The following is a 24,262-nucleotide window of genomic DNA, read 5'->3' as shown; positions in this document are numbered from 1 at the left end:
CAGGCCCGGAGGGCAGGTTCACAACGTGCCCGGCACTACTCTTCGCCGATGGGAGCGGCGATCCACTTCATCAGCGTCAGCATATCCTGCGGCGCCACGCCGACCGAGAGGCCGCGCTTGCCGCCGCTCACCAGGATCTCGTCAAACTGCAGCGCCGACTCGTCGAGCACAGTGGGCAGCAGTTTCTTCTGGGCCAGCGGGCTGATGCCGCCCACCTTGTAACCGGTCAGCTTCTCCGCCTCAGCCGGCTTCATCATCTCCACCTTCTTGAGGCCGGTCGCCTTGGCCAGCTGCTTCAAACTGCACATGCCGGATGAGGGAACGATGGCCACCACCGCCTGCTTGTCGTGATGGGCGACCAGGGTCTTGAACACCTGCGCCTCCGGCAGCCCGAGCTGGGTCGCGGCATGCTTGCCGAAATCGTCGTGGGCTTCGCACTCGTAGGGGTAGAGCTTGTGGGGAATCTTGAGCTTCTTCAGCAGGTTGATGGCAGGAGTCATGATGGTTGCCTTGAATCGAATCGCATAAAAACAAGGCCAAACAGTCTGCGCCTGCATGGCGAGGGATGCAAGCCGGAGGGGAAATCTGTACCCATCACCGGTAATGAGTAGAGAGCAATGAACAAGGTGAATTGTGCTGCTTGCCGAATTAAACACAGGACGAGTCAGGGCTAAAATCATTTCCGAGCCGTGCAATGCGCTGCGCTTGCTGCACCCTATAAAATACAGTCCAAAACATGGGTGGGGTTCCCATCGAGCCGAATTCTGCTGGGCAACAAAAAACAAAGGGCGCCTTGTCGGCGCCCTTTGGCTTGATGGATATCGCTGAAGCCTGCTGGATTGAGCTGGCTATCAACCGGTGTTGCGCATACCTGCGGCAATACCGGCGATGGTGACCATCAGCGCCTTGTCCAGCTCGGGGTGCAGGGTCTCCGGGTGGTTGCGGGAGCGGTTGAGCAGCTCGGCCTGCAGCACGTTGAGCGGGTCTGTGTAGGGATTGCGCAGCTTGATGGACTCCTTGATCCAGGGCTGATCCTCCAGCAGATCCCCGCGCGGGCTCAGTTTCAGCACCACCTCGATGGATTCGGCGAGCTCCTGACGCAGCTGTTTGCCAAGGCCCCACAGCTCCTGCGGCACCAGACGGGTGTCGTAGTACTCGGCGAGCCAGACGTCCGCCTTGAGGAACACCATCTCCAGCATCTCGAGGCGAGTGCGGAAGAAGGGCCACTGGGCGCTCATCTCTTCCAGCACCGCCAGCTTGCCGCCGTCGATGGCCTGTTGCAGCGCCTTGTGGGCACCGAGCCAGGCCGGCAGCATCAGGCGGTTCTGGGTCCAGGCGAAGATCCACGGAATGGCGCGCAGGCTCTCGACACCGCCGTTGGGCTTGCGCTTGGAGGGACGGGAGCCGAGCGGCAGCTTGCCGAGCTCCATCTCCGGGGTGGCGGCACGGAAGTAAGGGACGAAGTCCGGATGACCGCGCACGATACTGCGGTAGTGCTCGCAGGAGTCGGCGGCCAGCTGTTCCATCACCTCGCGCCAGCACTCTTTCGGCTTGGGCGGCGGCAGCAGGTTCCCTTCCAGCACGGCGCTGGTGTAGAGCTCCAGACTCTTGATCGCCACTTTCGGCAGGCCGAACTTGAAGCGAATCATCTCCCCCTGTTCGGTGGTACGCAGACCGCCGCGCAGGGATCCCGGCGGCTGGGAGAGGATGGCCTGATGGGCTGGCGCACCACCACGACCGACGGTACCGCCACGGCCATGGAACAGGGTGAGGCGGATGTTGTTGGCTTCGGCAAGTCCCACCAGGGATTCCATGGCGGCGTACTGGGCCCAGCCAGCGGCCATCATGCCCGCATCCTTGGCAGAGTCGGAGTAACCGATCATCACGTACTGACGGCCCTGAATGTAGCCGCGATACCAGTCCACCGAGAGCAGACGCTCCATCACGGCGGTGCCTGCCATCAGGTCATCCTGGGTTTCAAACAGCGGGGCAACCGGCATACGGAACTTGCAGCCCGCCTCTTTGAGCAGCAGTTGCACCGACAGCACGTCGGACGGCGCTCCGGCCATGGAGATGATGTAGATACCGAACGCATCGGGGTCGTGCTGGGCGATGACCTGACAGGTATCCAGCGTCTCGCGCACCTCGGCGCTCGGCTCCCAGTCGTGAGGAATGAGCGGGCGGCGGGAATTCAGTTCGTTGAGCAGGAAAGCCTGCTTGTCATCTTCGCTCCACTCGGCGTAGTCACCCAGACCCAGATAGCGGGTCAGCTCGGAGAAGACCAGACCGTGACGCTCGCCATCCTGACGGATATCCAGCTTGACCAGATGGATGCCGAAACAGGCGACCTTGCGCAGCACGTCCAGCAGCATGCCATCGGCGATGTTGCCCATGCCGCAAGCGTGCAATGAGTGGTAGCAGAGCTCCAGCGGCTCGCGCAGCTGGGCGGTGGTTTTGACCAGATCCTGGCTCTCGCTCACCTGACCCTGCACCTTGGCAGTCAGGTGCTCCTTGGTTTCGCGCAGCGCTTCACGCAGCTCGCGCACCAGCGCACGGTAGGGCTCGGGGTGATCGCCAACGCGAGCGCGCACGGCGTCGGTACAGTCGGACATGGAGAGCTCGGAGGTGAGCTCCTTGATGTCTTTGTAGAACAGGCTCACCGCCATCCAGCGGCCCAGCTCCAGCACTTCGGCAGTCACCTTGGCGGTGACGAAGGGGTTGCCGTCGCGGTCACCGCCCATCCAGGAGGTGAACTTGACCGGCGCGGCATCCAGCGGCAGCCGCACACCCAGATGGTGTTGCAGACGCTCGTCCAGATTGCGCATGAATTCGGGAATGGCGGGCCACAGGCTGTTCTCCACCACGGCGAAGCCCCACTTGGCCTCGTCGACCGGAGTCGGGCGCTGTTCGCGGATCTCGTTGGTGTGCCATGCCTGATTGATCAGCTGTTCGATGCGGTTGAGGATCTTGTCCCGCTCGCGAGGCAGCAGGTCGGAGAGCTCCAGCGCCTCGAGGCAGTCGTTGAGCTGTACGTGCTTGTGGATCAGGGTACGACGGGTCACCTCGGTGGGGTGAGCGGTCAGCACCAGATCGATATCCAGCTCGCGCACGGCCTGAATGATGGCCTCTTGTGACAGGTTGGATGCCTTGAGTTTGTCGAACATCTGCTCCAGCGGATCCGGGGTGCAGACCTGCTCTTCACAGCGACGGGAGATGGTGTGGAACTGTTCCGCCACGTTGGCCAGATTGAGGAACTGGCTGAAGGCGCGAGCCACCGGCAGCAGCTCGTCGTCGCTCAGGGTGCGCAGGGTATCGAGCAGACGTTCCCGGTCTGATTCATTGCCCTTGCGGGAGGACTTGGCCAATTGGCGAATGGTTTCGATCTTGTCGAGAAAGGCCTGACCCTGATGATCCTTGATGGATTTACCCAGCAGCTGACCCAGCATGCCTACGTTGGCGCGTAGTGCGGCGTACTTTTCGTTCATTCCACATCCTTATCTTGTTGGTGCCTGACACCCATCCGGGGTGCGAGACGACCTCACTTATTGTTGTGCGATTACAACATATGCTCCGTCATCTTAGGGTGACAATCTACCCAGATTGTCTGCGCAAGGTCAAATAACAGGCCGATTCAGAACATGTATTTCCATCACCACTCCACAACCGGCTTGTTATGTAACTTACTTACAGTTTTTACGCCCCTTTCACCGTCGCCGCTACAGGCAAAAACGTCTGATCAGGTGTTGCAACACCGCGGTGGTCGGCTTGACGAAGGAGAGGTCCAGATACTCATCCGGCTGGTGGGCCTGGGTGATATGACCTGGGCCCATCACTATGGTCTCGCAGCCAAGCTGCTGGATAAACGGCGCCTCGGTGCAGTAGTTGACCGACTCGGCGGCGCGGCCGCTCGCCTTCTCAGCTTCGCGCACCAGCACAGAGTCGTCGGCGCAGGCGTAGGCGGGAATAGGCTCGTGCAGATGTTGCAGATGCAGGCAGCCCGGCTGGTGGATCTCGATGGGAGAGAGCGCCTCTTTGAGCATCCCCATCAGCTCATCCGGCCCCACCTGCGGAGTGGGTCGCAGGTCGATATGCAGCTCGCAGCAGCCGCAGATACGGTTCGGGCTGTCACCGCCCTGGATGTAACCCAGGTTAAGGGTCGGCTGCGGCACGGCAAAGCGGTGGTCGGCGTAGCGATCTTTCAGATCCTGCTGCAAGCGCAGCACCTGCCCCATCGCCTTGTGCATGATCTCCATGGCGTTGACGCCGTTGGCGGGATCCGAGCTGTGACCGCTCTTGCCGGTAATGCGGATCGCCTCCGACATATGCCCCTTGTGGGCCACCACCGGCACCAGTCCGGTCGGCTCGCCAATCACGGCATAGTCGGGTTTCAGCTCCGCCGCCGCGGCGATGGCGCGGGCCCCCGCCATGGTGGTCTCTTCGTCGGCAGTGGCGAGAATGCGCAGCGGCTTGTTGAGCGTCTTGAGGTCAATCTCTTTGAGCGCCTCGACGATAAAGGCGAAGAAGCCCTTCATGTCGATGGTGCCGAGGCCATAGAGGCGGTTGCCCTCTTCGGTCACCTTGAAGGGATCCTTGCTCCAGCCCCCCTCATCGAACGGCACAGTATCTGTGTGACCTGCCAGCAACAAGCCGCCCTCCCCCTGACCGATCGTCGCCACCAGATTGAACTTGCCCGGCAGATCGGGGAGTGCCGTTACCTCGCACTGAAAACCGAGCTGACCGAACCAGTCGGCCAGCAGCCGGATCACCGCCTCGTTGCTCTGATCCCACTTGGGATCCGTGCTGCTGATAGAGGGAATCGCAATAATATTCTTATAAAGTGAAAAAAAATCCAGATTGGCCATCAGCTCCTCCTTGCGTCCCCGGAATGTTTCTGTTAGAAAATACAAATGCAAAGTGAGTGCATGAATATTCTGTAATTTTACCTGAATATCTGGCTCATCAACAAAGGCTTCTAGTTGTAAGGGAAAGTTAATGTTCTGTCACCTGATCTATAACCGACGACACACACCCGCCTGAATTGCCCCTCCGCACTTGTGCAAAGGGGCGATCGAACCCCCTTGTGCACTGCAGCGTCATGCTGTGAATCTCGAACTCTGACTTGGAATATTCAACATGCTTAACACCGTTATCGTCGGTGCCAGTGGCTACGCGGGAGCCGAACTGGCCGCACTGGTACAGAACCACCCACAACTCAAACTGTTCGGCCTCTATGTCTCCGCCGGCAGTCAGGATGCCCACAAGCGCTTCTCTTCCCTGCATCCCCAGTGGGTCGGAGCCCTCGATCAGCCGCTGCTGCCGCTGGACGACGACGGCATGACCCGGATCCTGACCCAGGCCGATCTGGTGCTGCTAGCCACCGCCCACGAGGTGAGCGCCGAGCTCGCACCCAAGTTTCTCGCCAAGGGGTTGCCGGTGTTCGATCTCTCCGGCGCCTTCCGGGTCAAGGATCAGGGCTTTTACGACAGCTTCTACGGCTTCACCCACGACAGCAAACAGTGGCTGGATCAGGCCGTCTATGGCCTGGCCGAGTGGAACGCTGATGCCATCACCACCGCCCAGCTGATTGCCGTGCCCGGCTGCTACCCGACAGCCTCCCTCTGCGCCCTCAAGCCACTGCAGCAGGATGGGCTGATTGCCAAGGGGTGGCAGCCGATCATCAACGCCGTCTCCGGGGTCTCCGGCGCCGGTCGCAAGGCGGCCATCAACACCAGCTTCTGCGAAGTGAGCCTCAACCCTTACGGCACCTTCAACCACAGACACCAGCCGGAGATCAGCCACCACCTCGGCAAGGAGGTGCTGTTCCAGCCCCACCTCGGCAACTATGTGCGCGGCATCCTGGCCACCATCTATGTGCAGCTGGCGGACGGCGTGACGCCGACCCAGGTGGATCAGGCCTTCCTCAAGGCTTACGAAAGCAAGCCGCTGGTGCGCCTCACCGGCCAGATGCCCTCCATCCGTGGCGTAGCGGGCACCCCTTACTGCGACATCGCCTGGCAACAGCAGGGCAACATGCTGGTGGTGGTCTCGGCCATCGACAACCTGCTCAAGGGCGCCGCCTCGCAAGCCATGCAGTGCATAAATATCAAATTTGGTTTTGAACCGGCCACCGGCCTGATTTAAGGACTTAGGAAGGATCTCGAACATGGACAAACAGACGTTGGTAATCAAGCTGGGCGGTGCCCTTATCGAGAACGACGAGGCGCTGACCGCCCTGTTCGCCACCCTCAAAACTTTTCTCGACGATCAGCACCGTCCGCTGGTGTTGGTGCACGGCGGTGGCTGTCTGGTGGATGACCTGCTCAAGGGGCTGGGTCTCACCTCTACCAAGAAGAACGGCCTGCGGGTAACCCCGTTCGAGCAGATCCCCTTTATTGCCGGGGCACTGGCGGGCACTGCCAACAAGCAGATGATGGCCAAGGCGATCGCCACCGGCATTCCGGCGGTGGGGCTCTGTCTAGCAGATGGCGGCCTGTGTCAGGTGACCCAGCTTGACCCGGATCTCGGCGCGGTCGGCGAGTGCAAGCCGGGCAACCCGGCGCTGGTAGCAGGCATCCTCGGTCAGGGCTTCTTGCCGGTAGTGAGCTCCATCGGTATCACTGCCGAGGGGCAGCTGATGAACGTCAACGCGGATCAGGCGGCCACCGCCATTGCCGAGGCGCTCAGTGCCGATCTGGTGATGCTCTCCGATGTGAGCGGCATCCTCGATGGCAAGGGCAAGCTGGTGCCCCAGCTCGACAAGCTGACCGCGCTGGATCTGATGGAGAAAGGGGTGATCCGCGATGGTATGACGGTCAAGGTAGAAGCGGCCCTGCACGCCGCCGAGACCCTCGGCAAGCCGGTCTGTGTCGCCAGCTGGCGCTACCCGGATCAGCTGCTCAAGCTGCTGGCTGGCGGCGCGGTCGGCACCCAAGTGGCCATTTGATCTCCACCGGAACAAGGAACATCCGATGCAACATCTTCTGAAAGACAGTGATCTGAACAAAGCCCAGATTGAAGCGCTGATTGCGCTGGGCCAAGCGGTCAAGGCCGACCCAAAGAAGTACAGCCAGGCGCTGGCCGGCAAGAGCGTGGTCACCCTGTTCGAGAAACCCTCCCTGCGCACCCGGGTCACCTTCGACATCGGCATCGCCAAACTGGGCGGCCACAGCGTCTATCTGGATCAGCAGAACGGCGCGCTGGGCAAGCGGGAGTCGGTGAAGGATTTCGCCGCCAACCTGTCCCGCTGGTGTGATGCCATCGTCGCCCGGGTGTTCGATCACCAGACCCTGGTCGAGCTGGCGGAGCACGGCACAGTGCCGGTGGTGAACAGCCTGTGCAACCTCTACCACCCCTGTCAGGGGCTGGCCGACTTTATGACCATTGCCGAGCACTACGACGACCTGTCGAAGGTGAAGCTTGCCTACCTCGGTGATGGCAACAACGTCAGCCACTCTCTGCTGCTGCTGGGGGCGACCCTGGGCACCGACGTCACCCTCATCTGCCCGAAAGGTCACGGCCCGGATACCCAGATCTTCCTGCAGGCGCAGGCACTGGCGGCCAAGTCGGGGGCGACCATCCACATCAGCGATGACGTGGCAGATATTGAAGGGTTCGACGTGGCCTACACAGATACCTGGGTCTCCATGGGCGACAACACCCCGATGGAGCAGGTCAAAGACCTCTTTATGCCTTACCAGATCAATCAGGCCCTGCTCGACCGCACCGGCATCCAGCATGTGCTGCACTGCCAACCGGCGCACCGGGAGCTGGAGATCACCTCGCAGGTGATGGATGGCCCCGCCTCCCTCATCATGGACGAGGCCGAAAACCGGATGCATATCCAGAACGCCGTGTTGCTGACCCTTCTGGGTGGCAAGTAACGCGGCACTCAACCTGAATCACGACCCTTTTATTGAATCATCATCGAATCATCACGGAGAGAAGTAACATGAGCGGAATCAACAAGATCGTACTGGCTTACTCGGGTGGACTGGATACCTCGGCCATCATCCCCTGGCTCAAAGAGCACTATGACGCCGAAATCATCGCCTTCGTGGCCGACGTGGGCCAGGAGCGCGACGATCTGGAAGGGATCGAGCAGAAGGCCATCACCTCCGGTGCCACCAAGTGCATCATCAAGGATCTGCGGGAAGAGTTCGTCAAAGAGTACGTCTATCCGACCCTGAAGACCGGCGCCGTCTATGAGGGCACCTATCTGCTGGGCACCTCCATGGCCCGTCCGGTGATCGCCAAGGCGATGGTCGAGGCGGCGCTGGCGGAAGGGGCCGATGCCATCTCCCACGGCTGCACCGGCAAGGGTAACGATCAGGTGCGTTTCGAAGGTGCGGTTGCCGCGCTGGCGCCCCAGCTGAAAGTGATCGCCCCGTGGCGGATCTGGGACATGCGCTCCCGGGAAGATCTGCTCTCCTATCTGGAGACCCGCAACATCCCCTGCAAGGCGACCCTGAAGAAGATCTACAGCCGCGATGCCAACGCCTGGCACATCTCCACCGAGGGTGGCGAGCTGGAGAGCACCTGGAACGAGCCCTCCGAAGCGGTCTGGCAGTGGACCGTACCGGCCGAGCAGGCACCGGACCAGCCGGAGTACGTCAAGCTGACCGTGGCGCAGGGTGAAGTGGTGGCCGTTGACGACCAGCCGCTCAGCCCGCACCAGATCCTGATGACCCTGAACGAGCGTGCCGGCAAGCACGGCGTGGGCCGCATCGACATCACCGAAAACCGGATGGTGGGGATGAAGTCCCGCGGCTGCTACGAAACCCCGGGCGGTACCGTGATGGTCGCCGCGCTGCGCGCGGTGGAAGAGCTGGTACTGGATCGCCCGACCCGCGCCTGGCGGGAGAAGCTGGGTGCCGAGTTCTCCCATCTGGTCTATGACGGTCGCTGGTTCACCCCGCTGTGCAAGGCGATCCTCGCCTCTGCCAACGCCATCGCCGAAGATCTGGACGGTGAAGTGGTGCTGAAGATGTACAAGGGTCAGGTCACCGCGGTGCAGAAGAAGTCGCCGAACAGCCTCTACTCCGAAGACTTCGCCACCTTCGGCGCCGACGAAGTGTATGACCAGAGCCATGCCGAAGGCTTTATCCGTCTCTACACCCTGGCCAGCCGGATCCGCGCCATGAAGGAGCAGCATCAAGCCATCGGTGGTGATCACACCCACGGTTAAGCAAGCGCGATAACCCGTTGATTCCGTTGAGGGGGCATGGCCCCCTCTTCTACAGGCAGAGGACATAGCCCCTGACCCATCATCAGCGGGTGTGACAAGAGCGGCAGCGTCCCGGCCGCTTCTGTGAGATAACAGGGGCTGTGTGAATATGATGCTGACGTATTTTCTCCCTTCTCCCCTTGCGGGAGAAGGGGCGGGGATGAGGGGGGAATTACCCTCACCCTAGCCCTCTCCCAGAGGGAGAGGGAACCGATTCGCAGTTGCTGGATTTGACGTGTTCAACGGCAACAGCACTCATCACCACCGCACTGTTATTCAGGAAAATACAGGGCAAGATTTCTGCGCGCAGGCCAAGAGGCCGCGCGAGTACGGCAGGCGTAAACGCCTACCGACAACACATTCAAGGAGAGCAGTATGGCACTTTGGGGTGGACGCTTCAGTCAGGGAGCCGATAGCCGGTTCAAGCAGTTCAACGATTCTCTGCGGTTCGATTACCGGCTGGCGGAGCAGGATATTCAAGGCTCCATGGCCTGGGCCAAAGCGCTGGTCAAGGTCGGCGTATTGACCGCCGATGAGCAGGCTCAGTTGCAACAGGCGATGGAGGTGCTGCTCGCCTCGGTGCAGCAGGATCCCCAGCAGATCCTCAATTCGGATGCCGAAGATATCCACTCCTGGGTCGAGAGCCAGCTGATTGCCGCCGTCGGCGATCTTGGCAAGAAGCTGCACACCGGCCGCTCGCGCAACGATCAGGTCGCCACCGACCTGAAACTCTGGTGCAAGGCACAGGGCGAGCTGCTGCTCGGCTCCATCACCGCCCTGCAACAGGGGCTGGTCGCCTCCGCTCGCGCCAATCAGGCCGCCGTGCTGCCCGGTTACACCCACCTGCAGCGGGCCCAGCCGGTCACCTACGCCCACTGGGCGCTGGCCTATGTGGAGATGCTGGAGCGAGATTACTCCCGCCTGCAGGATGCCCTCAAGCGCCTCGACACCAGTCCGCTCGGCTGTGGTGCGCTGGCGGGTACCGCCTATGCCATCGACCGCGAAGCCTTGGCGCTCGATATGGGCTTTGCCGGCGCCACCCGCAACAGTCTGGATTCGGTCTCAGATCGGGATCATGTGGTAGAGCTGATGCATGTGGCGTCCCTCTCCATGACCCACCTGTCGCGCTTTGCCGAAGACCTTATCTTCTACAACACCGGCGAGGCGGGCTTTGTCGAGCTCTCCGATGCGGTCACTTCCGGCTCCTCCCTGATGCCGCAGAAGAAGAACCCGGATGCGCTGGAGCTGATCCGTGGCAAGACCGGCCGGGTGGTGGGCGCCCAGATGGGCATGCTGATGAGCCTCAAGGCGCTGCCGCTGGCCTACAACAAGGACATGCAGGAAGACAAAGAGGGACTGTTCGATGCCCTCGACACCTGGCACGACTGCCTCGATATGGCCGCGCTGGTGCTGATCGATCTGAAAGTGAATGGCGAGCGCACCATGGCGGCGGCGCAAGGCGGCTACGCCAACGCCACCGAGCTGGCGGACTATCTGGTGGCCAAGGGGATTCCGTTCCGTGAAGCGCACCATATCGTCGGCGAAACCGTGGTCTTTGCCATCAGCGTGGGCCGCCCGCTGGAGGAGCTCTCCATCGGCGAGTTCCAGCGTTTCAGCCCGGTGATCGAGTTCGACGTTTACCCCAATCTGGAGCTGGAAGCGACCCTGGCCAAGCGGGTCGCCAAAGGCGGCGTCGCCCGCGAGCAGGTAGAAGCGGCCCTGACTGCAGCCGAAACCTGGCTGGCAAAACGGACGGGTTAAACCAACCTGATTGTCATTCGAACTAGAAAGCAAAACGGCAACCTCGGTTGCCGTTTTTTATTGCTTACCGCTGTTCAGGCGCTGGCATTGAGCAGTTTGCCCACTCCCTCCCCCTTGCCATTGGGCAGGGTCTGTTTAAAGGCACCAAGCAGCTGATCGAGATTGAGATCGCTGGCACCAAGGGTGCCCTTAAGGGTATCGAGTTCACTTTGCAGCGCATCGAGGCGGGTACTCTGGGTGCCGCTCGCCAGCTGGTTGCGGGCGCTATCGATGGCGGCTGGGAGTGACTGACCGCTATTTTCCTGCCCCAGAGTCTGCATCAGCTCCCCCATAAAGTGGTTGATGGCCGAGCGGTTCTGTTCGCTATCGGCATCCTTGACCCCCAGCCGCTGGAACAAGCTCTGGACGGTCGGGGCAAGGCGATCTTCCTGCACTGTTTGCTGCACAGGCTCAGGTTTGGCACTGCTGCCGAGCAGCTGACTGCCCAGCTTGAGGGCGATAGAGGCAAGGGGAAGCAGGTTGCTGATCATGATATCTCTCCGCGACAACGACCCATGATGGTGTTGCCAAGAGATGTGCATAAGCGGGGCCAGCACGGCGATAAAACGCACTACACCGGTTAATCCCTTGAATGGCTGATCTATTTATTCAACCAGCACGCAGGAGATAGCCGAGCGCAAAGGGGAGTCAGGCGGCCAGTAGCTGCCGCCGCGGGCGGTAGTGGCAATATGGTGGCAAAGCGTTTTGCCGCCCACCCGAGCCGCGATCCCTTCCTTTCACACCCTGCTCGCCAACTCTTTGAGCCACTTGCGCAGCCGCCCGTTGGCGTTGAGATAGGGGGAGGCGCTATTGAACTGGATCATCCGCCCGAGCGTCCACTTCTCATACCAGAGGCTGCCATACAGCTGCTGGTCGCTGCGCGCCTCCACCAGTTCGATGATGTGCCCTCTGGCGGCAGCCAACCGCTGCAACAACGCCGGATAGCTGAGCCCCTCGTAATCCCGATAGAACTTTTGGGCCAGCCTGCCCAACTCGTTCCACTTAAAACCGGTTTCGGGAAAATCCACTGGCAGACCTGCCGCATCCCGCTCGATCCACTTGATCAGCAGTTCGTTCCAGCCGATAAGGTAGGCCAGCAGATTAGCGACGCTCATGGTGGTTCCCTTGCTGTGCCCTGTCAGGGTCGGCTCCCGCACCCGGCTCTCGGGGACGGCCTGCAACGCCTTGAACAACTTGCTGAAATTGGTATCGATCGCGAGTAGCAGCTCGGCCTTTTTTTGCGGGATCCCCATTGCTCTCCCCTTTTCAGATTTGCTTGCAGTGCAGCCGAGGCGATTGCCGCAACCCCGGCAGCACGTTACGCTAGCCCTCTTCCATCCTGTGCAGCTCATCCAGTGCAGGCCAACCATCACGGCAAGATCGGCAATGAATCAACTAATCAGCTATATCAGGGCCATTCATCGACAGGCGAGCCCCGTCACTCTCACCCGCCAAGAGAGTGAACACTATAGCGAGCATGATGAGAGCGGCACTGTGATCCAACACCAGATAACCACCAGCTGGTTTGCCAATGGGGTCGTCATCCGCCAGCAAACCGAACAGGACGAAGCGCCATCTCAGCAGCTTTGTGCCGAGTGCTGGATCAGCTATCGGGTCATCGCCAGTCCCATCCCCATCACTCCAGCCCGCAAGCTGTTTCACAACCACTGTCAGGAGCGATTCTGGTTGAAGGTGCAGGGCATCACGCCACAAGGGTGATTGGTATGCCCATGAACAGAACCGGCAGGGAGAAATGCAAAGAGGCTCCGAAGAGCCTCTTTTTGTTTCCGTGTCTGAACCCGACTCAGCCCAGTAGCAGATAGAGCTGGTGCGCCGCCACACCGGCGCACAGGCCGCCGATGGTGTGGGCGACGATGGCGCGGGAGGTGAGGTGGCGATAACCGAGAGCATCCAGCATGGCGGTGTGGGTGCTCAAAAAGCCGCTCCAGCACATCCCCATGGCGGTAAACACCGCGACCTCGTTACCGGTGATCCACCCCTTGGCGATAAAGGGGGGCACCAGCGACATGGCGGCACCGACAGCACCGAGCGAGGTGGCCGGGAAAGCGACCAGCTCCGGCTGCTGGAAACCGAACAGCAGGTCAAACAGCCAGCTCACCTTGGCGGCCAGCACCGGCAGCAGGGCAACCCCCTGAAACGCTTCGCCGGTATAGCCCTTGTCGCCGGGGCCGAAGGTGAGCAGCATCACGAAGGTACTGATTATCAGCACCCCGGGGATCACCGCCATCCCCAGCTCCACGCCAGATTTACCGCCATCGAGCAGAGAGTTGAGGATCCGCAGCCAACCGGGAGCCACCTCTTTGGTCACCCCTACCTTGCGGCCGTCGGACGATACAGCGTCATCGTTCAGCACTTCCCCCACCAAGGGGCGGATCATCCGCTGCATCAGTCGGGTAGAGACCACCGAGCCCACCAGAGCACCGAGCAGCCCGATCAGCGCCGCGCTGGCGGTGGATTCACCGCTCGGCAGTTGCAGGGTGGCCATAAAGGTGACCACGATCAGCCCCATGCCGAAGGCGGTGCCGAAGTTGGTGAGCGACACCAGTTGCCACGGAGTGAAGCCTTTGCGAAAGCGGCTGTCCTTGGCGAGGCTGATCACCGCCGGGTTGTCGGAGAAGAAGGTCATCAGCGCCGCCAGGGCGGTGCGACCGGGCAGGCGAAACACCGGCTTCATCAGAGGGGCCAGCAGCACCTCCAGCAGGCGGATCACCCCGAACTCGCTCAAGAGCTGGCTCAGGGCACCGGAGAGTACCGTGATCCCCATGATAAAGAGCACGGTATTGAGCAGCAGCTGGTGGGCGGTATTGAACAGGGTGTTGACCATGGCAGAGAGGCCCATCTGGCTGCCAAGGTAACCGAACAGGCTGCCGAGAATAAGCAGCACCAGCACGGGTTCCATCCAGTTTCGAATGGCGGCAAGTCGCCCCTTTGACTCTATAACTACATGATTTTCCATATCTATCCTGCGGTTCATCTGTGCGTGTGTGGTTGTTTTTATGGTTAAAAAATGGCTGCGCCAAATAGAAAAAAGCCCTTGTCTTGCGACAAGGGCTTTTTGAATTGGCTCCTCCTACTGGACTTGAACCAGTGACATACGGATTAACAGTCCGCCGTTCTACCGACTGAACTAAGGAGGAATTGTAATTGGTGCCCAGAGACGGAATCGAACCGCCGACACGGGGATTTTCAATCCCCTGCTCTACCGACTGAGCTATCTGGGCAAATGGTGCCGGCTACCGGAATCGAACTGGTGACCTACTGATTACAAGTCAGTTGCTCTACCTACTGAGCTAAGCCGGCACACTTTAAACCATTGTGCATGAACAAATTTTTTCTTTCATGGCACCAAAATTGGTGCCCAGAGACGGAATCGAACCGCCGACACGGGGATTTTCAATCCCCTGCTCTACCGACTGAGCTATCTGGGCGTGGGCGCTATTAAACGGATTTTAAGGCGGATGGTCAACGGGAAATTTCACTTTTTGTCTCGTTCGTCTCTTTTTTGCGCAACATCGTCCATTTCTGCCACTTCTTCGGCACAGGCCGCGCCTTTTCGCCCCCAGACTCTGGGTTCCTCCCCCTTGAGCAGGCGGGAGATGTTCTCGTGATGGCGGATCAGGATAAGGCAGGAGAGCAGCGAGACAGGGAGGGTGTATTCGGGTTTGAGCAGGTAGGTAAAGAGCGGTGTCAGCAGCACGGTAATGATGGAGGCCAACGAGGAGTAGCCGCTCACCAGCAGCACCAGCAGCCAGGTGCCAATCACGGCGCCCCCCATGGTGAAACCGATGGGCATCATGGTGCCCAGCGCCGTCGCCACCCCTTTGCCACCACGAAAATGAAAGAAGATGGGGTACATATGGCCGAGACAGGCGGCGACCCCGATAAAGCCGAGGTAGACGGGTTTGATCTGCAGATACCAGGCGAGATAGACGGGCACAGTGCCCTTGAGCACATCGAGCAGCAGCACCACCAACGCCGCCATCCGGCCACCGAGGCGCAGCACATTGGTTGCCCCCGGATTGTGGGAGCCATGATCCCGCGGGTCGGGCAGACCGGTGCAGCGGGAGACCAGCACAGCACTGGATAGTGAACCACCCAGGTAGGCCAGAATAATCATCAAAATCGTCAGGGCCGTCATCTTGGTCGTTTTTACCACGATATGAATGGGGTATGATGCGGGCCACATACGCTGGCATGGGCCCATGCCCACCCAGAGCGCCTCGGCAAGCCTGTTGCCCGGCCAGCATCCCTGCGCTGTCATCACAGCCCATCAAGAGTAAAGAAGAAGTACAGTCATGGACAAGGTGTTTATTCGCGGACTCGAAGTTTTGACCACCATAGGTGTATATGAGTGGGAGAAGGGCATTCGCCAAAAGCTCCGTTTTGACCTCGAGATGGGGTTCGACAACCGCCCCGCGGCAGCAACCGACGACATCAATCTGGCACTGGATTATGCCGACCTCTCCAACAAGATTTGCGAGCATGTCACCGGCAAAGTCGTTGAGCTGGTCGAGACCATGGCCGAGCAGGTTGCCATGCTGGTGCTCGCCGACGAGCGGGTACAGTGGGTCAAGGTGACCCTCACCAAGCCGGGCGCCGTGCCCAATGCCGCCGGGGTCGGCGTCGAGATCCTGCGCCATCGCACACCAACTGCGAGCAGCAACTGATGACCACCATCTATATCAGCCTCGGCTCCAACATCGAGCGAGAGCGCCATATTCGCGCCGGGCTCGATGCCCTGCACGCCGAGTTTGGCGAGCTGCGGGTCTCCCGAGTATTCGAGAGCGAGGCGGTCGGCTTCAACGGCCGCCCCTTCTACAACCTGGTGGCGGCTGCCGAGACCGATCTGCCGCTGACCACCGTCTGCCAGCGACTGCGGGCCATGGAGTTCGCCCACGGCCGCGAGCCGGATGCCAAGAAGTTCGCCCCGCGCACCCTGGATCTCGATCTGCTGCTCTATGGCGATCTGGTCTGCGACACCCCGCTGGTGCTGCCGCGTGGTGAAGTGCTCACCAACGCCTTCGTGCTGTGGCCGCTGGCCGAGCTGGCCCCCAAACTGTGCCACCCGGTCGATGGCCGCACCATGGGCGAGCTGTGGCAGGCCTATGACAAGACCTCCCAGCAGCTGTGTCCCATTCCCTTTCACTGGGAAGCGTGCGAATTGCAGCATCACTGATCAACAAGGGCGCCTCACGGCGCCCTTGTTGTTTCCACAGACAGGGTTGCTTATCACGGATAAGAAAGTGTCATTGGGCCTGACCCTGCGAGGCTGGCAGGATAGCGCCCACTACAGGAGAACCCCATGCCACTCGATACCATTCACCACTTCAACTGCCAGCTGCTGGCCGAACTGCCCCACCAGCGCTATGAGCATGAACCCATCCTCGACTACGCCACCGACGAAAAGGTCAAGGCCCGCCTCGGCTGGCAGGCGGAGTTCAGCAAGACCCTGTTTCTCAAGTTCAAGGATGGCCGCTTCGCCCTGCTGCTGACCCACAGAGACGGACGGCTCGACAACAAGGCGGTCAAGGCCACGCTCGGTGCCAAGCCCTCCATCTGCACCGCCGAACAGATGCAGGCGGAGATTGGCTGCCTGCCGGGAGCGGTCTGCCCCTTCCTGCCCCGTGCCGATATTCCGCTACTGGTGGACCCGCAACTGCTCAACCATACCGCCTTCACCTGGACTCCGGGCCACCCGGAGCAGACCTTTCTGCTGGCGACCGAGCATCTGGCCGAGGTACTGGCGCAGCTCCCCTGCGAGGTCAGCTATCTGCCCTCGCCGACGGCGTAGCCCCATCGCGCGCCAGCTGGGCGAAGATCAGCGCCGCCAGCATGGAGAGCAGCCCGACACAGAGGTAGGTAAGATGGAACCCGGTCAGCCACTGACCCTCGGCCACTAAGGTGCCCGCTGAGGTGCCCGCTGAGGTGCCCGCCGAGAAGAGCCCGAGCAGGCTGGCGGCAATCGCCACCCCCAAACTCATGGAGAGTTGCATCACTACCGAGAGCAGACCGTTGCCACTGCTGGCCAGGGTCGGGCTGAGATCTTGCAGCGTGAGAGTGTTCATGGCGGAGAACTGCAGCGAGTTGATGGCGCCGAAGATCGCCAGCCAGCCCAGCAAGACCCCGTAGGGGAGCTGGTTGTCGATAAAGTAGAAGCTGGCGATCATCGCCCCCAGTAGCAGGGTGTTGCCGATCAAGATGCGGCGATAGCCCACCTTCGGAATAAGCTTGTTCACCAGCGTCTTGGTCAGCATGGCGCCAATCACGGTGGGGATCATGGTCATCCCCGCCTTGCTCGGGGAGAAGCCGAGCCCCAGCTGCAGAAACAGCGGGGTGAGGAAAGGCATGGCGCCGCTGCCAAGGCGGGCAAACAGGTTGCCCCAGATGCCGATGGCAAAGGTGGCGGTCTTGAACAGGCTCAGGCTAAAGAGCGGCTGCGGTGCATTGGCGGCATAGAGCCAGTAGCTCGCCATCGCCGCCAAGCCGAAGATCAGTGCAAACAGCGCCCAACCGGTGGAGATGCTGTGCTCCCCCAGTCCCTGCAAGCCGACCGACACCAGCACCATGCCGACGCTGAACATCACAAAGCCCTGCCAGTCGAACCGGGCGGTCTGCTGCCGCAGCTCCGGCATAAAGTGCCAGCTGGCGATAAAGCCGAGCAACCCCACCGGCAGATTGATGAGAAATACCCAGTGCCAGCTCGCCACTTCCACCAGCCAGCCACCGAGCGCCGGCCCCATCAACGGGCCGAGCAGCCCCGGGATGGTGACAAACGACATCACCCGCAGCAGCTCGTGCTTGTCATAGACCCGCAGCACCGCCAACCGTCCCACTGGCATCAGCAGCGCACCGCCAATCCCCTGAAGCACACGGGCGGCCACCAGCATGGAGAGCGAATTGGAGGCGGCGCAGGCGAGCGAGCCGAGGGTAAAGAGCGAGATGGCAGCCAGATAGATGCGGCGGGTACCGAATCTGTCTGCCAGCCAGCCAGAGGCCGGGATCAGCAGCGCCACCGTCAGCATGTAGGCGATGATCACCGACTGCATCTGCAGCGGGCTCTCTCCCAAGGTCTCGGCCATGCTGGGCAGGGCGGTGTTGAGAATGGTGCCATCCAGCGCCTGCATAAAGAAACCGACCGCCGCCAGCAGGGGCAGCCACTTGCGCTGGGCATCTGTCACTGTGTGGCTCATTGCCACCTCCATTATTTTTGCGGGGGAGCAGCGGCGGTCAGGAAGAGATCGACACAACTCAGGGTCCAGGCATCCTGCTCGGCAGCGCTCTGGGTCAACGGCAGACCCAGCTCACGGAGCATGCGCTCCTTGCCCTGCCACATCAGCAACAGCTGCAAGGCGGCCTGTTCGCTGTCTTGATGGCACAGCAGGCCTTGCTGCTTCTGCTGCTCCAGCCAGTTGGACAGCATATTGGTCACATAGAGCGGGCCCGCCTCGAAAAAAAGGGTGGCCAGCTGGGCATCGTTGCAGCTGATGCAGGTGCGAAAGATATTGATGGCATCATCGCTCAGGATCAACTTGCGAAAGCTGCGACCAAAGGCAATCAGACTCTCCCGCACATTGTTGCCACGCAACAATACCTCCGGCATCAGCTCACTGCTGACGCACTTGCTGCCCACCGCTTCGGCAAACAGCGACTCCTTGTTGGCAAAATGGCTGTAGACCGTCTGCTTGGAGACGCCCGCTTCACTGGCCACCATGTCCATGCTGACCAGATGCAGACCGTGCTGACAGAAGAGCCGCCCGGCAGCATCGAGGATCGCAGCCCGCTTCTGCTGACTACGGGGTGAAATGTTCATTTTTCCTCCACAATCAAACTGGACAGTCTAGTTTCGAAAAACTAGACTCACCGGTGTGATTTGATGTTATGTCAACCAGAGGATGATGTCATGACACTTTGCTTAATCCTGCTGGCGCTGTTACTGAGTGGCTGCAGCCCGGTCACAGAGTCAGAAGAAACACACGCCCTGACCCGGGTGATCGCCCGGCCGCTGCAAGCCAGCGATCACTACCCGGTGCTGCACCGCTTCAATGGCCGGGTGATCGCCCCCGAGCACAGCCAGATAGGTTTCGAGCTGGCAGGGCGGATCGCCACCCTGCACAAGGGACGCGGAGAGCCGGTCGCGGCTGGCGAACTGCTGGCCACACTGGACACCCGGCTGCTGGCAGTGGAAGCCAAAGAGCTGGCCGCCCGGGCTGCCCAGAACGAGGCCGAGCTGACCCTTGCCCGGCAGACGCTCGATAGACTCACCGCCCTGCGCCAGCAGCAGTTCAGCTCCCGTCAGGCGCTGGATGAACAGCAAGGCAAAGTCCGCATGCTGGAGGCAAGCGCCAACCAGCTGGCCGCAGCCCTCGAAGCCAACCGGGTCAAACAGGAGAAATCACAGCTGCGCGCCCCCTTCAACGGGATCGTGGTCAGCCGTGAGCAGGCATTGGGGGCCGTGGTGGCCGCAGGCCAGCCTCTCTTCTCCCTGACCCGCAGCGGCCAGTGGGAGGCCGATATCGGCGTGCCGGTGAAACAGGCCGAGACCCTGATCGTCGGCCAACACTACCCCCTGCAAAGCGGGGCGCAATCACTGGAGGGGCGCCTGCTTAATCTGGGGGTACAAGTGGACGGGCAGACCCACACCCGCACCGCCCGCTTCCAGCTGACCCGGGGTGGCGAACAACTGGCAGAGGGGCAACTGATCACCCTGTTGCATCAGACCCGCGAGCCCACCCGCGCCTACGAGGTGCCGCTCACCGCGCTGACCCAGGGATTGCGCGGCAGCTGGACCCTCTATCTGCTCAACGACGAAACGCCACCCCGGGTGGTCAGTCGGGACGTCACCCTGCTGCAGCAAGATGGCGAGCGGGCCTGGATCAGTGGAGCCCTGAATGGACAGGAACAGCTGGTAACCGATGGCCTGCATAAACTGGTGCCGGGCCAGCAAGTCACCCTGACAACCAGCGTGGATCATCAGGCAGGCCATCCGGAGCCACAGTCATGATCCGCCCGTTTATCGAGAATGGCCGCCTGCTGCTGCTGACGGTCGCGCTGCTGCTGACGGCCGCCCTTGCGGCATTGCAGACCCTGCCCAGAACCGAAGATCCCCAGCTCACCAGCCGCTTTGCCAGCGTGGTTACCCACTTCCCCGGGGCCAGCGCCGAGCGGTTGGAGGCGCTGGTGAGCGAGCCCATCGAGAACCGGCTGCGGGCCCAGAGCGAGATCAAGCTGATCGAGTCGAGCTCTCGCCCCGGTCTCTCCATCATCAATCTGGAGCTCAAGGATGAGGTCAGCGATGTCGAGCCCGTCTGGTCCAGAGTCCGAGATCGGCTGGCAGATCTGGCCGCCGTGCTACCAGCCGGCGCCAGTGCCCCCAAGCTGGATGATGAGAAAGGCTACCCCTTCACCCGGCTGGTCAATGTGGTCTGGCGCGGGCCGGGCCAGCCGCAGCTGGATCGCCTCGCCCGCTACAGCGCCGAGCTGGAACGCCGGGCGCGTCAGCTGCCGGGTACCGAATACGTCGAGCGGGTCGGGGCACCACAGGAGGAGATCGAGGTGCGGTTCGATCCCCTCGCCCTCAGTGCCAGCGGCATGAGTGGCGAACAGCTTGCCCAGGCGCTGAGTGGTGCCGATGCCAAAGTGGCCGCCGGAGAGTTGCAGGGCAGCCACAATCGCTTTCAGGTAGAGATCCGTGGCGCCCTCGATACCCTGGAGCGGATCCGCCAGATCCCGCTGCGTACCGGCGAGCAGGGCCAGACCCTGCGCCTTAGCGATCTGGCCGAGGTGCGGCGTACCCTGCACCAGCCGGAGAGCCAGCTGGCCTTTGCCAATGGTGAACGGGCCGTGGTGGTCGGCCTGCGCATGGCACAGGATCACCGCATCGACCTCTGGTCGGCACGGGTCGATACCATGCTGGCCAAGCTGCAACAGGACTTGCCGGATAATATCGGCCTCGTCACCAGCTTCGATCAGCAGCGTTATACCGATCAGCGGCTCGACACCCTGCTCATCAACATTGTGCAGGGCTTCCTCATCATTGTGGCCGTGCTGCTGGTGACCTTGGGAGTCAAGGCCGCCATTATCGTGGCCCTGTCGCTGCCGCTTACCGTGGCGTTCTCTTTCGCCTGCATGAACCTGATCAATCTGCCCATTCACCAGATGTCGGTCACCGGTCTGGTGGTGGCGCTCGGGATCATGGTGGACAACGCCATCGTCATGGCGGATCGGGTGCAGTATCAGCGCCGCCACGGCATGGCCATGAGTGCCGCCGCACTGGAAGCCATCGGCCACCTCTGGCTGCCACTGCTGGGCTCCACCCTCACCACCATGCTCGCCTTTATGCCGATAATTCTGATGCCGGGCCCGGCGGGCGAGTTTGTTGGCGGTATCGCCTGGGCGGTGAGCTGCTCGCTGCTGGGATCCTACCTCATCGCCCACACCCTGGTGGCAGGCCTTGCAGCTCGCTGGATTGGCAGTGACCAAGGAGGACGCTGGTATCAGGATGGCTTGCACCTGCCCCGGGTGAGCGCCCGTTTCCAGCAGAGCATCGCCATGGCGCTGGCTCACCCCTGGCGTACCCTGCTGCTGGTCAGTCTGCTGCCCCTGCTCGGTTTCTGGGTGGCGGGCCGCCTCACCGAACAGTTCTTTCCCCCTGCCGACCGGGACATGATCCACATCGAGGCCAGCCTCTCCCCACAGGCGAGCCTGGCGCGCACCCGCGAGCTGGCACTGGGGATCTCCGCCGAGCTGGCCAGTCTCCCCGAGCTGGTTCGACAGGATTGGGTGGTGGGCGACAACGCCCCCAGCTTCTACTACAACCTGGTGCCCAGAAAACAGGGGCGGGCCGATTACGCTCAGGGGATGATCACCCTGCAGGATGCCGATGCCGCCGAGCGGCTCATTCCACAACTGCAGCAGCGGCTCGATGCAAGATTTCCCGAAGCGCAGATCCTGGTGCGCAAGCTGGAACAGGGGCCGCCTTTCAATGCCCCGGTCGAGCTGCGGCTGTTTGGCCCCGACCTTGAACAGCTGCACCGTCTGGGAGAGGAGCTGCGCAGTCTGCTCGCCAATACCCCTGCCGTGGTGCAGACCCGCGCTACCCTGCAAGCTGGGGCCCCCAAACTCTGGTTGCAGGTCGATGAGGAGGCCGCCCGACTGGCAGGCATGAGCCTGACCGATGTTGCCTCCCGGCTGGCGGGCGCACTGGATGGCAGGTTGGGCGGCACTGTGCTGGAAGGCACCGAGTCAATCCCGGTGCGGGTGCGACTGGCCGAACCCTTGCGTCAGGATCCGGATGCGCTGCTCAATGTGCCGCTATCGCTCACCGGCACCGGCCAGCAAGGGGTAGCCAATCTCACCTTGCGGGCACTGGCCACTCCCGAGCTGCTGCCAAGTTGGGGGGAGATCAGCCGTCGGGATGGTGAGCGGGTCAATGTGCTGGAGGCCTATCTGGCGGTCGGCGTACTGCCGCAAACCGTGCTGGAGCAGGTCAAAGAGAGACTGGCCGCCAAGGCGCTGGCGTTGCCGCCGGGCTATCGACTGGAGTTTGGCGGAGAAGCCGCCAAGCGGGATGAATCGGTGGGCAATCTGATGGCCCATGTCAGCCTGGTCGCCGTGCTGCTGGTGGCCGTGCTGGTGCTCAGCTTCAACTCGTTCCGGCTGGCAGGCATCGTCACCCTGGTGGCGATCCAGTCGGCTGGGCTCGGGCTGCTGTGGGTCTGGCTGCTGGGCTACCCCTTCGGGTTTACGGTGATCATCGCCCTGCTGGGACTGATGGGGCTGGCCATCAACGCAGCCATCGTCATTCTGGCCGAGCTGAAGGCAGACCCGCTGGCACAACAGGGCAATCTGCCGCAGATCCGTGACCTGGTGGCCGGTTGCAGCCGCCACATCGTCTCGACCACCATCACCACGGTGGGCGGCTTCATCCCGCTATTGCTGGGGGGCGGCGGCTTCTGGCCCCCCTTTGCCATCGCCATCGCCGGTGGCACAGCGCTGGCGACCCTGCTCTCGTTCTACTTTGTGCCGGTGGCGTTCGTGCTGTTCAACCGTCGCCGTCCTGACCCGGTGCAGGAGAGCTGCAACGCGCAAGATCAGTTGTCGGGCTGACCCAGCATGGCTTTGAGCCGCTCTTCCAGAGTGGGCTCGGGGGCCTTGAGGGTCGCCATAAAGAGCTGCTCGATACCGGCCTTGTCCTGACTTTTCACGATAAACACCAGTCGGGACTGGGCCTTGCCCTCCGGCCAGTCGCCCAGCGCCTGCAGCGGATAGAGCTGGCCGTGGACGCCGTGGATCACCACCGGCTGGCTCTCCCCTTCCAGCTGCAAGATCCCCTTGAGGCGCAGCAGGGCATCGCCGTATTGGGCCTGCACCGCATCGATGGCGGCCAGCAGGCGAGAGGGCTTGAGCGGCTCACCGATACGCAGGGAGAAACTCTCGATGTTGCCGTGCTCGAAGTGGGTGGGCGCAGCTGTGCCCACCTTGGCGGCGAACGGTTGCATCTTCGGCTGCATCGGTGACGCCAGCCCCTGCTTTGGGGATTCGGTGCGCAGCCAGGCCAGCAGCTGGCGCACATCGCGCCCCGCCGCTTCGTTGTAGGCGCCGAGCTTCTCCAGCACTGCTGGCGACAGCTCGCCATTGGTCACCTGCTGGATGGGGGCCGCCGGATTGAGTGCCGCCAGCTGGGCTTCGACCCGCGCCAGCTGTTCGTCCTCCACCAGATCCCCCTTGCTCACCACCAGCAGATCCGCCAGCGCCACCTGTTTCACCGCTTCATATTGAGCCGCCAACTGCTGCTCGATATGGCCGGCATCCACCACGGTGACGGTGCCATCGAAGCGGTAGCGCTGGGCGATAAAGCCCTCTTCGCGCAGGGTAAATAGCACGGGGGCCGGATCTGCCAGACCAGTGGTCTCGATAATCAGCCGCTTGAACGGTTTGATCTTACGCTGGATGGCCTTCATAAACAGCCCCTGCAACGCCTCCACCAAAGAGCCCTGCACCGAGCAGCAGATGCAGCCGGAGTCGAGCAGCATCACCTGCTCATCCACCTGTTGCACCAGATGGTGATCCAGCCCCACCGAGCCGAACTCGTTGATCAGCACGGCGCACTCACCGAGCTCCGGCTGCTTGACCCAGTGGTTGAGTAAGGTGGTCTTGCCGCTGCCGAGAAAGCCGGTCAGCAGGGTCACAGGGATACGGGTATCTTGCATATCGGTCATG

Annotated in this window: 21 protein-coding genes and 4 tRNA genes; 11 read left to right on the top strand and 14 right to left on the bottom strand. The window is 61.7% G+C overall.

What is annotated here, in order from left to right:
* Positions 1-35: 35 nt before the first annotated feature.
* The 3 genes from ybaK to argE all read right to left on the bottom strand — a co-directional run bounded on the left by ybaK (position 36) and on the right by argE (position 4,862).
* Entirely contained in the window at positions 36-500 is a 465-nt protein-coding gene (gene ybaK, locus ACW5XC_RS08940) for a Cys-tRNA(Pro) deacylase (RefSeq protein ID WP_005336092.1), read from the bottom strand.
* Between the two features lie 351 nt (positions 501-851).
* Positions 852-3,485, bottom strand: a complete 2,634-nt coding sequence (gene ppc, locus ACW5XC_RS08935; protein ID WP_042053577.1) for a phosphoenolpyruvate carboxylase — start codon at positions 3,483-3,485, stop codon at positions 852-854.
* 231 nt (positions 3,486-3,716) lie between these two features.
* Positions 3,717-4,862 carry an acetylornithine deacetylase gene (argE, locus tag ACW5XC_RS08930; protein WP_042053576.1) on the bottom strand — a complete coding sequence of 382 codons (1,146 nt, stop codon included), beginning with the start codon at positions 4,860-4,862 and terminating at the stop codon, positions 3,717-3,719.
* A gap of 271 nt (positions 4,863-5,133) precedes the next feature.
* Here argE and argC point away from each other — a divergent pair, with 271 nt between their 5' ends.
* The 5 genes from argC (at position 5,134) to argH (ending at position 10,984) form a co-directional block, all read left to right on the top strand.
* Positions 5,134-6,141 (top strand): N-acetyl-gamma-glutamyl-phosphate reductase, encoded by a 1,008-nt coding sequence (argC, locus tag ACW5XC_RS08925; protein WP_042053574.1) that lies wholly within the window; start codon positions 5,134-5,136, stop codon positions 6,139-6,141.
* Positions 6,142-6,163: 22 nt separating this feature from the next.
* Entirely contained in the window at positions 6,164-6,943 is a 780-nt protein-coding gene (gene argB, locus ACW5XC_RS08920) for an acetylglutamate kinase (RefSeq protein ID WP_042053572.1), read from the top strand.
* A 25-nt stretch (positions 6,944-6,968) separates the two neighbouring features.
* Positions 6,969-7,880, top strand: a complete 912-nt coding sequence (locus ACW5XC_RS08915; RefSeq protein ID WP_005336098.1) for an ornithine carbamoyltransferase — start codon at positions 6,969-6,971, stop codon at positions 7,878-7,880.
* A 68-nt stretch (positions 7,881-7,948) separates the two neighbouring features.
* Positions 7,949-9,184, top strand: coding sequence for an argininosuccinate synthase (locus tag ACW5XC_RS08910; RefSeq protein WP_042053571.1), 1,236 nt, complete (start codon positions 7,949-7,951; stop codon positions 9,182-9,184).
* 414 nt (positions 9,185-9,598) lie between these two features.
* Complete coding sequence (gene argH, locus ACW5XC_RS08905; protein ID WP_042053570.1) at positions 9,599-10,984, top strand: argininosuccinate lyase; 1,386 nt, start codon at positions 9,599-9,601, stop codon at positions 10,982-10,984.
* A gap of 74 nt (positions 10,985-11,058) precedes the next feature.
* Here the strand turns inward: argH and ACW5XC_RS08900 are convergent, their stop codons facing one another.
* Positions 11,059-11,514, bottom strand: a complete 456-nt coding sequence (locus ACW5XC_RS08900) for a hypothetical protein (RefSeq protein WP_042053568.1) — start codon at positions 11,512-11,514, stop codon at positions 11,059-11,061.
* Between the two features lie 246 nt (positions 11,515-11,760).
* Entirely contained in the window at positions 11,761-12,276 is a 516-nt protein-coding gene (locus tag ACW5XC_RS08895; RefSeq protein ID WP_042053567.1) for a ClbS/DfsB family four-helix bundle protein, read from the bottom strand.
* A 133-nt stretch (positions 12,277-12,409) separates the two neighbouring features.
* Here ACW5XC_RS08895 and ACW5XC_RS08890 point away from each other — a divergent pair, with 133 nt between their 5' ends.
* A complete protein-coding gene (locus ACW5XC_RS08890) occupies positions 12,410-12,742 on the top strand; it encodes a hypothetical protein (RefSeq protein WP_042053566.1) in 333 nt (110 codons plus the stop codon).
* A gap of 85 nt (positions 12,743-12,827) precedes the next feature.
* Here the strand turns inward: ACW5XC_RS08890 and ACW5XC_RS08885 are convergent, their stop codons facing one another.
* From ACW5XC_RS08885 to plsY, 6 genes are all read right to left on the bottom strand, one after another.
* Entirely contained in the window at positions 12,828-14,000 is a 1,173-nt protein-coding gene (locus ACW5XC_RS08885) for a CD0519/CD1768 family membrane protein (protein ID WP_042053565.1), read from the bottom strand.
* Between the two features lie 105 nt (positions 14,001-14,105).
* Positions 14,106-14,181 (bottom strand) — tRNA-Asn (locus ACW5XC_RS08880).
* Positions 14,182-14,189: 8 nt separating this feature from the next.
* Positions 14,190-14,265, bottom strand: a tRNA-Phe gene (locus ACW5XC_RS08875).
* Between the two features lie 3 nt (positions 14,266-14,268).
* Positions 14,269-14,344, bottom strand: a tRNA-Thr gene (locus ACW5XC_RS08870).
* Between the two features lie 52 nt (positions 14,345-14,396).
* Positions 14,397-14,472: transfer RNA gene (locus ACW5XC_RS08865), tRNA-Phe, on the bottom strand.
* A 47-nt stretch (positions 14,473-14,519) separates the two neighbouring features.
* Complete coding sequence (gene plsY / locus ACW5XC_RS08860) at positions 14,520-15,182, bottom strand: glycerol-3-phosphate 1-O-acyltransferase PlsY (protein ID WP_042053596.1); 663 nt, start codon at positions 15,180-15,182, stop codon at positions 14,520-14,522.
* Positions 15,183-15,339: 157 nt separating this feature from the next.
* Between plsY and folB the strand changes: the two genes are divergently transcribed.
* From folB to ACW5XC_RS08845, 3 genes are all read left to right on the top strand, one after another.
* The gene (gene folB / locus ACW5XC_RS08855; RefSeq protein WP_042053564.1) at positions 15,340-15,711 is read left to right on the top strand and encodes a dihydroneopterin aldolase; all 372 of its coding nucleotides are present in this window, start codon (positions 15,340-15,342) and stop codon (positions 15,709-15,711) included.
* Complete coding sequence (gene folK, locus ACW5XC_RS08850; protein ID WP_042053561.1) at positions 15,711-16,220, top strand: 2-amino-4-hydroxy-6-hydroxymethyldihydropteridine diphosphokinase; 510 nt, start codon at positions 15,711-15,713, stop codon at positions 16,218-16,220. The genes folB and folK overlap by 1 nt, the downstream gene beginning before the upstream one ends.
* 126 nt (positions 16,221-16,346) lie before the next feature.
* On the top strand, positions 16,347-16,835 hold the full coding sequence (locus ACW5XC_RS08845) for a YbaK/EbsC family protein (protein ID WP_042053559.1): 489 nt from the start codon (positions 16,347-16,349) through the stop codon (positions 16,833-16,835).
* Here the strand turns inward: ACW5XC_RS08845 and mdtD are convergent.
* Both mdtD and ACW5XC_RS08835 read right to left on the bottom strand, forming a co-directional pair.
* The gene (gene mdtD / locus ACW5XC_RS08840; protein WP_042053558.1) at positions 16,807-18,234 is read right to left on the bottom strand and encodes a multidrug transporter subunit MdtD; all 1,428 of its coding nucleotides are present in this window, start codon (positions 18,232-18,234) and stop codon (positions 16,807-16,809) included. The genes ACW5XC_RS08845 and mdtD overlap by 29 nt on opposite strands.
* Positions 18,235-18,245: 11 nt before the next feature.
* Entirely contained in the window at positions 18,246-18,854 is a 609-nt protein-coding gene (locus tag ACW5XC_RS08835; protein ID WP_042053556.1) for a TetR/AcrR family transcriptional regulator, read from the bottom strand.
* A gap of 90 nt (positions 18,855-18,944) precedes the next feature.
* On the opposite strand from ACW5XC_RS08835, the gene ACW5XC_RS08830 reads away from it, so the two are divergent.
* Positions 18,945-20,045, top strand: a complete 1,101-nt coding sequence (locus ACW5XC_RS08830; RefSeq protein WP_042053554.1) for an efflux RND transporter periplasmic adaptor subunit — start codon at positions 18,945-18,947, stop codon at positions 20,043-20,045.
* Entirely contained in the window at positions 20,042-23,149 is a 3,108-nt protein-coding gene (locus ACW5XC_RS08825) for an efflux RND transporter permease subunit (protein ID WP_042053553.1), read from the top strand. The genes ACW5XC_RS08830 and ACW5XC_RS08825 overlap by 4 nt, the downstream gene beginning before the upstream one ends.
* On the opposite strand, the gene ACW5XC_RS08820 is transcribed toward ACW5XC_RS08825, so the two are convergent.
* Entirely contained in the window at positions 23,134-24,261 is a 1,128-nt protein-coding gene (locus ACW5XC_RS08820) for a CobW family GTP-binding protein (protein WP_042053550.1), read from the bottom strand. The two genes, ACW5XC_RS08825 and ACW5XC_RS08820, sit on opposite strands and share 16 nt — an antisense overlap.
* Position 24,262: the final 1 nt, after the last annotated feature.

Source organism: Aeromonas sp. 25-AL00135 (genome assembly GCF_054052385.1).
Note: the sequence above shows the minus strand (reverse complement) of the source record. Positions and strands in the feature narration are given on the sequence as shown.

What these genes read in the sequence shown, in the direction of transcription:
- mdtD (WP_042053558.1), bottom strand. Translation starts at nt 18,234, where the DNA reads ATGAGCCACACAGTGACAGATGCCCAGCGCAAGTGGCTGCCCCTGCTG.
- ACW5XC_RS08895 (WP_042053567.1), bottom strand. Translation starts at nt 12,276, where the DNA reads ATGGGGATCCCGCAAAAAAAGGCCGAGCTGCTACTCGCGATCGATACC.
- ACW5XC_RS08915 (WP_005336098.1), top strand. Translation starts at nt 6,969, where the DNA reads ATGCAACATCTTCTGAAAGACAGTGATCTGAACAAAGCCCAGATTGAA.
- argH (WP_042053570.1), top strand. Translation starts at nt 9,599, where the DNA reads ATGGCACTTTGGGGTGGACGCTTCAGTCAGGGAGCCGATAGCCGGTTC.
- ACW5XC_RS08890 (WP_042053566.1), top strand. Translation starts at nt 12,410, where the DNA reads ATGAATCAACTAATCAGCTATATCAGGGCCATTCATCGACAGGCGAGC.
- folB (WP_042053564.1), top strand. Translation starts at nt 15,340, where the DNA reads ATGGACAAGGTGTTTATTCGCGGACTCGAAGTTTTGACCACCATAGGT.
- ACW5XC_RS08910 (WP_042053571.1), top strand. Translation starts at nt 7,949, where the DNA reads ATGAGCGGAATCAACAAGATCGTACTGGCTTACTCGGGTGGACTGGAT.
- ACW5XC_RS08845 (WP_042053559.1), top strand. Translation starts at nt 16,347, where the DNA reads ATGCCACTCGATACCATTCACCACTTCAACTGCCAGCTGCTGGCCGAA.
- ACW5XC_RS08885 (WP_042053565.1), bottom strand. Translation starts at nt 14,000, where the DNA reads ATGGAAAATCATGTAGTTATAGAGTCAAAGGGGCGACTTGCCGCCATT.
- ACW5XC_RS08900 (WP_042053568.1), bottom strand. Translation starts at nt 11,514, where the DNA reads ATGATCAGCAACCTGCTTCCCCTTGCCTCTATCGCCCTCAAGCTGGGC.
- argB (WP_042053572.1), top strand. Translation starts at nt 6,164, where the DNA reads ATGGACAAACAGACGTTGGTAATCAAGCTGGGCGGTGCCCTTATCGAG.
- argE (WP_042053576.1), bottom strand. Translation starts at nt 4,862, where the DNA reads ATGGCCAATCTGGATTTTTTTTCACTTTATAAGAATATTATTGCGATT.
- argC (WP_042053574.1), top strand. Translation starts at nt 5,134, where the DNA reads ATGCTTAACACCGTTATCGTCGGTGCCAGTGGCTACGCGGGAGCCGAA.
- ppc (WP_042053577.1), bottom strand. Translation starts at nt 3,485, where the DNA reads ATGAACGAAAAGTACGCCGCACTACGCGCCAACGTAGGCATGCTGGGT.
- ybaK (WP_005336092.1), bottom strand. Translation starts at nt 500, where the DNA reads ATGACTCCTGCCATCAACCTGCTGAAGAAGCTCAAGATTCCCCACAAG.
- ACW5XC_RS08830 (WP_042053554.1), top strand. Translation starts at nt 18,945, where the DNA reads ATGACACTTTGCTTAATCCTGCTGGCGCTGTTACTGAGTGGCTGCAGC.
- ACW5XC_RS08825 (WP_042053553.1), top strand. Translation starts at nt 20,042, where the DNA reads ATGATCCGCCCGTTTATCGAGAATGGCCGCCTGCTGCTGCTGACGGTC.
- plsY (WP_042053596.1), bottom strand. Translation starts at nt 15,182, where the DNA reads ATGACGGCCCTGACGATTTTGATGATTATTCTGGCCTACCTGGGTGGT.
- ACW5XC_RS08835 (WP_042053556.1), bottom strand. Translation starts at nt 18,854, where the DNA reads ATGAACATTTCACCCCGTAGTCAGCAGAAGCGGGCTGCGATCCTCGAT.
- folK (WP_042053561.1), top strand. Translation starts at nt 15,711, where the DNA reads ATGACCACCATCTATATCAGCCTCGGCTCCAACATCGAGCGAGAGCGC.
- ACW5XC_RS08820 (WP_042053550.1), bottom strand. Translation starts at nt 24,261, where the DNA reads ATGACCGATATGCAAGATACCCGTATCCCTGTGACCCTGCTGACCGGC.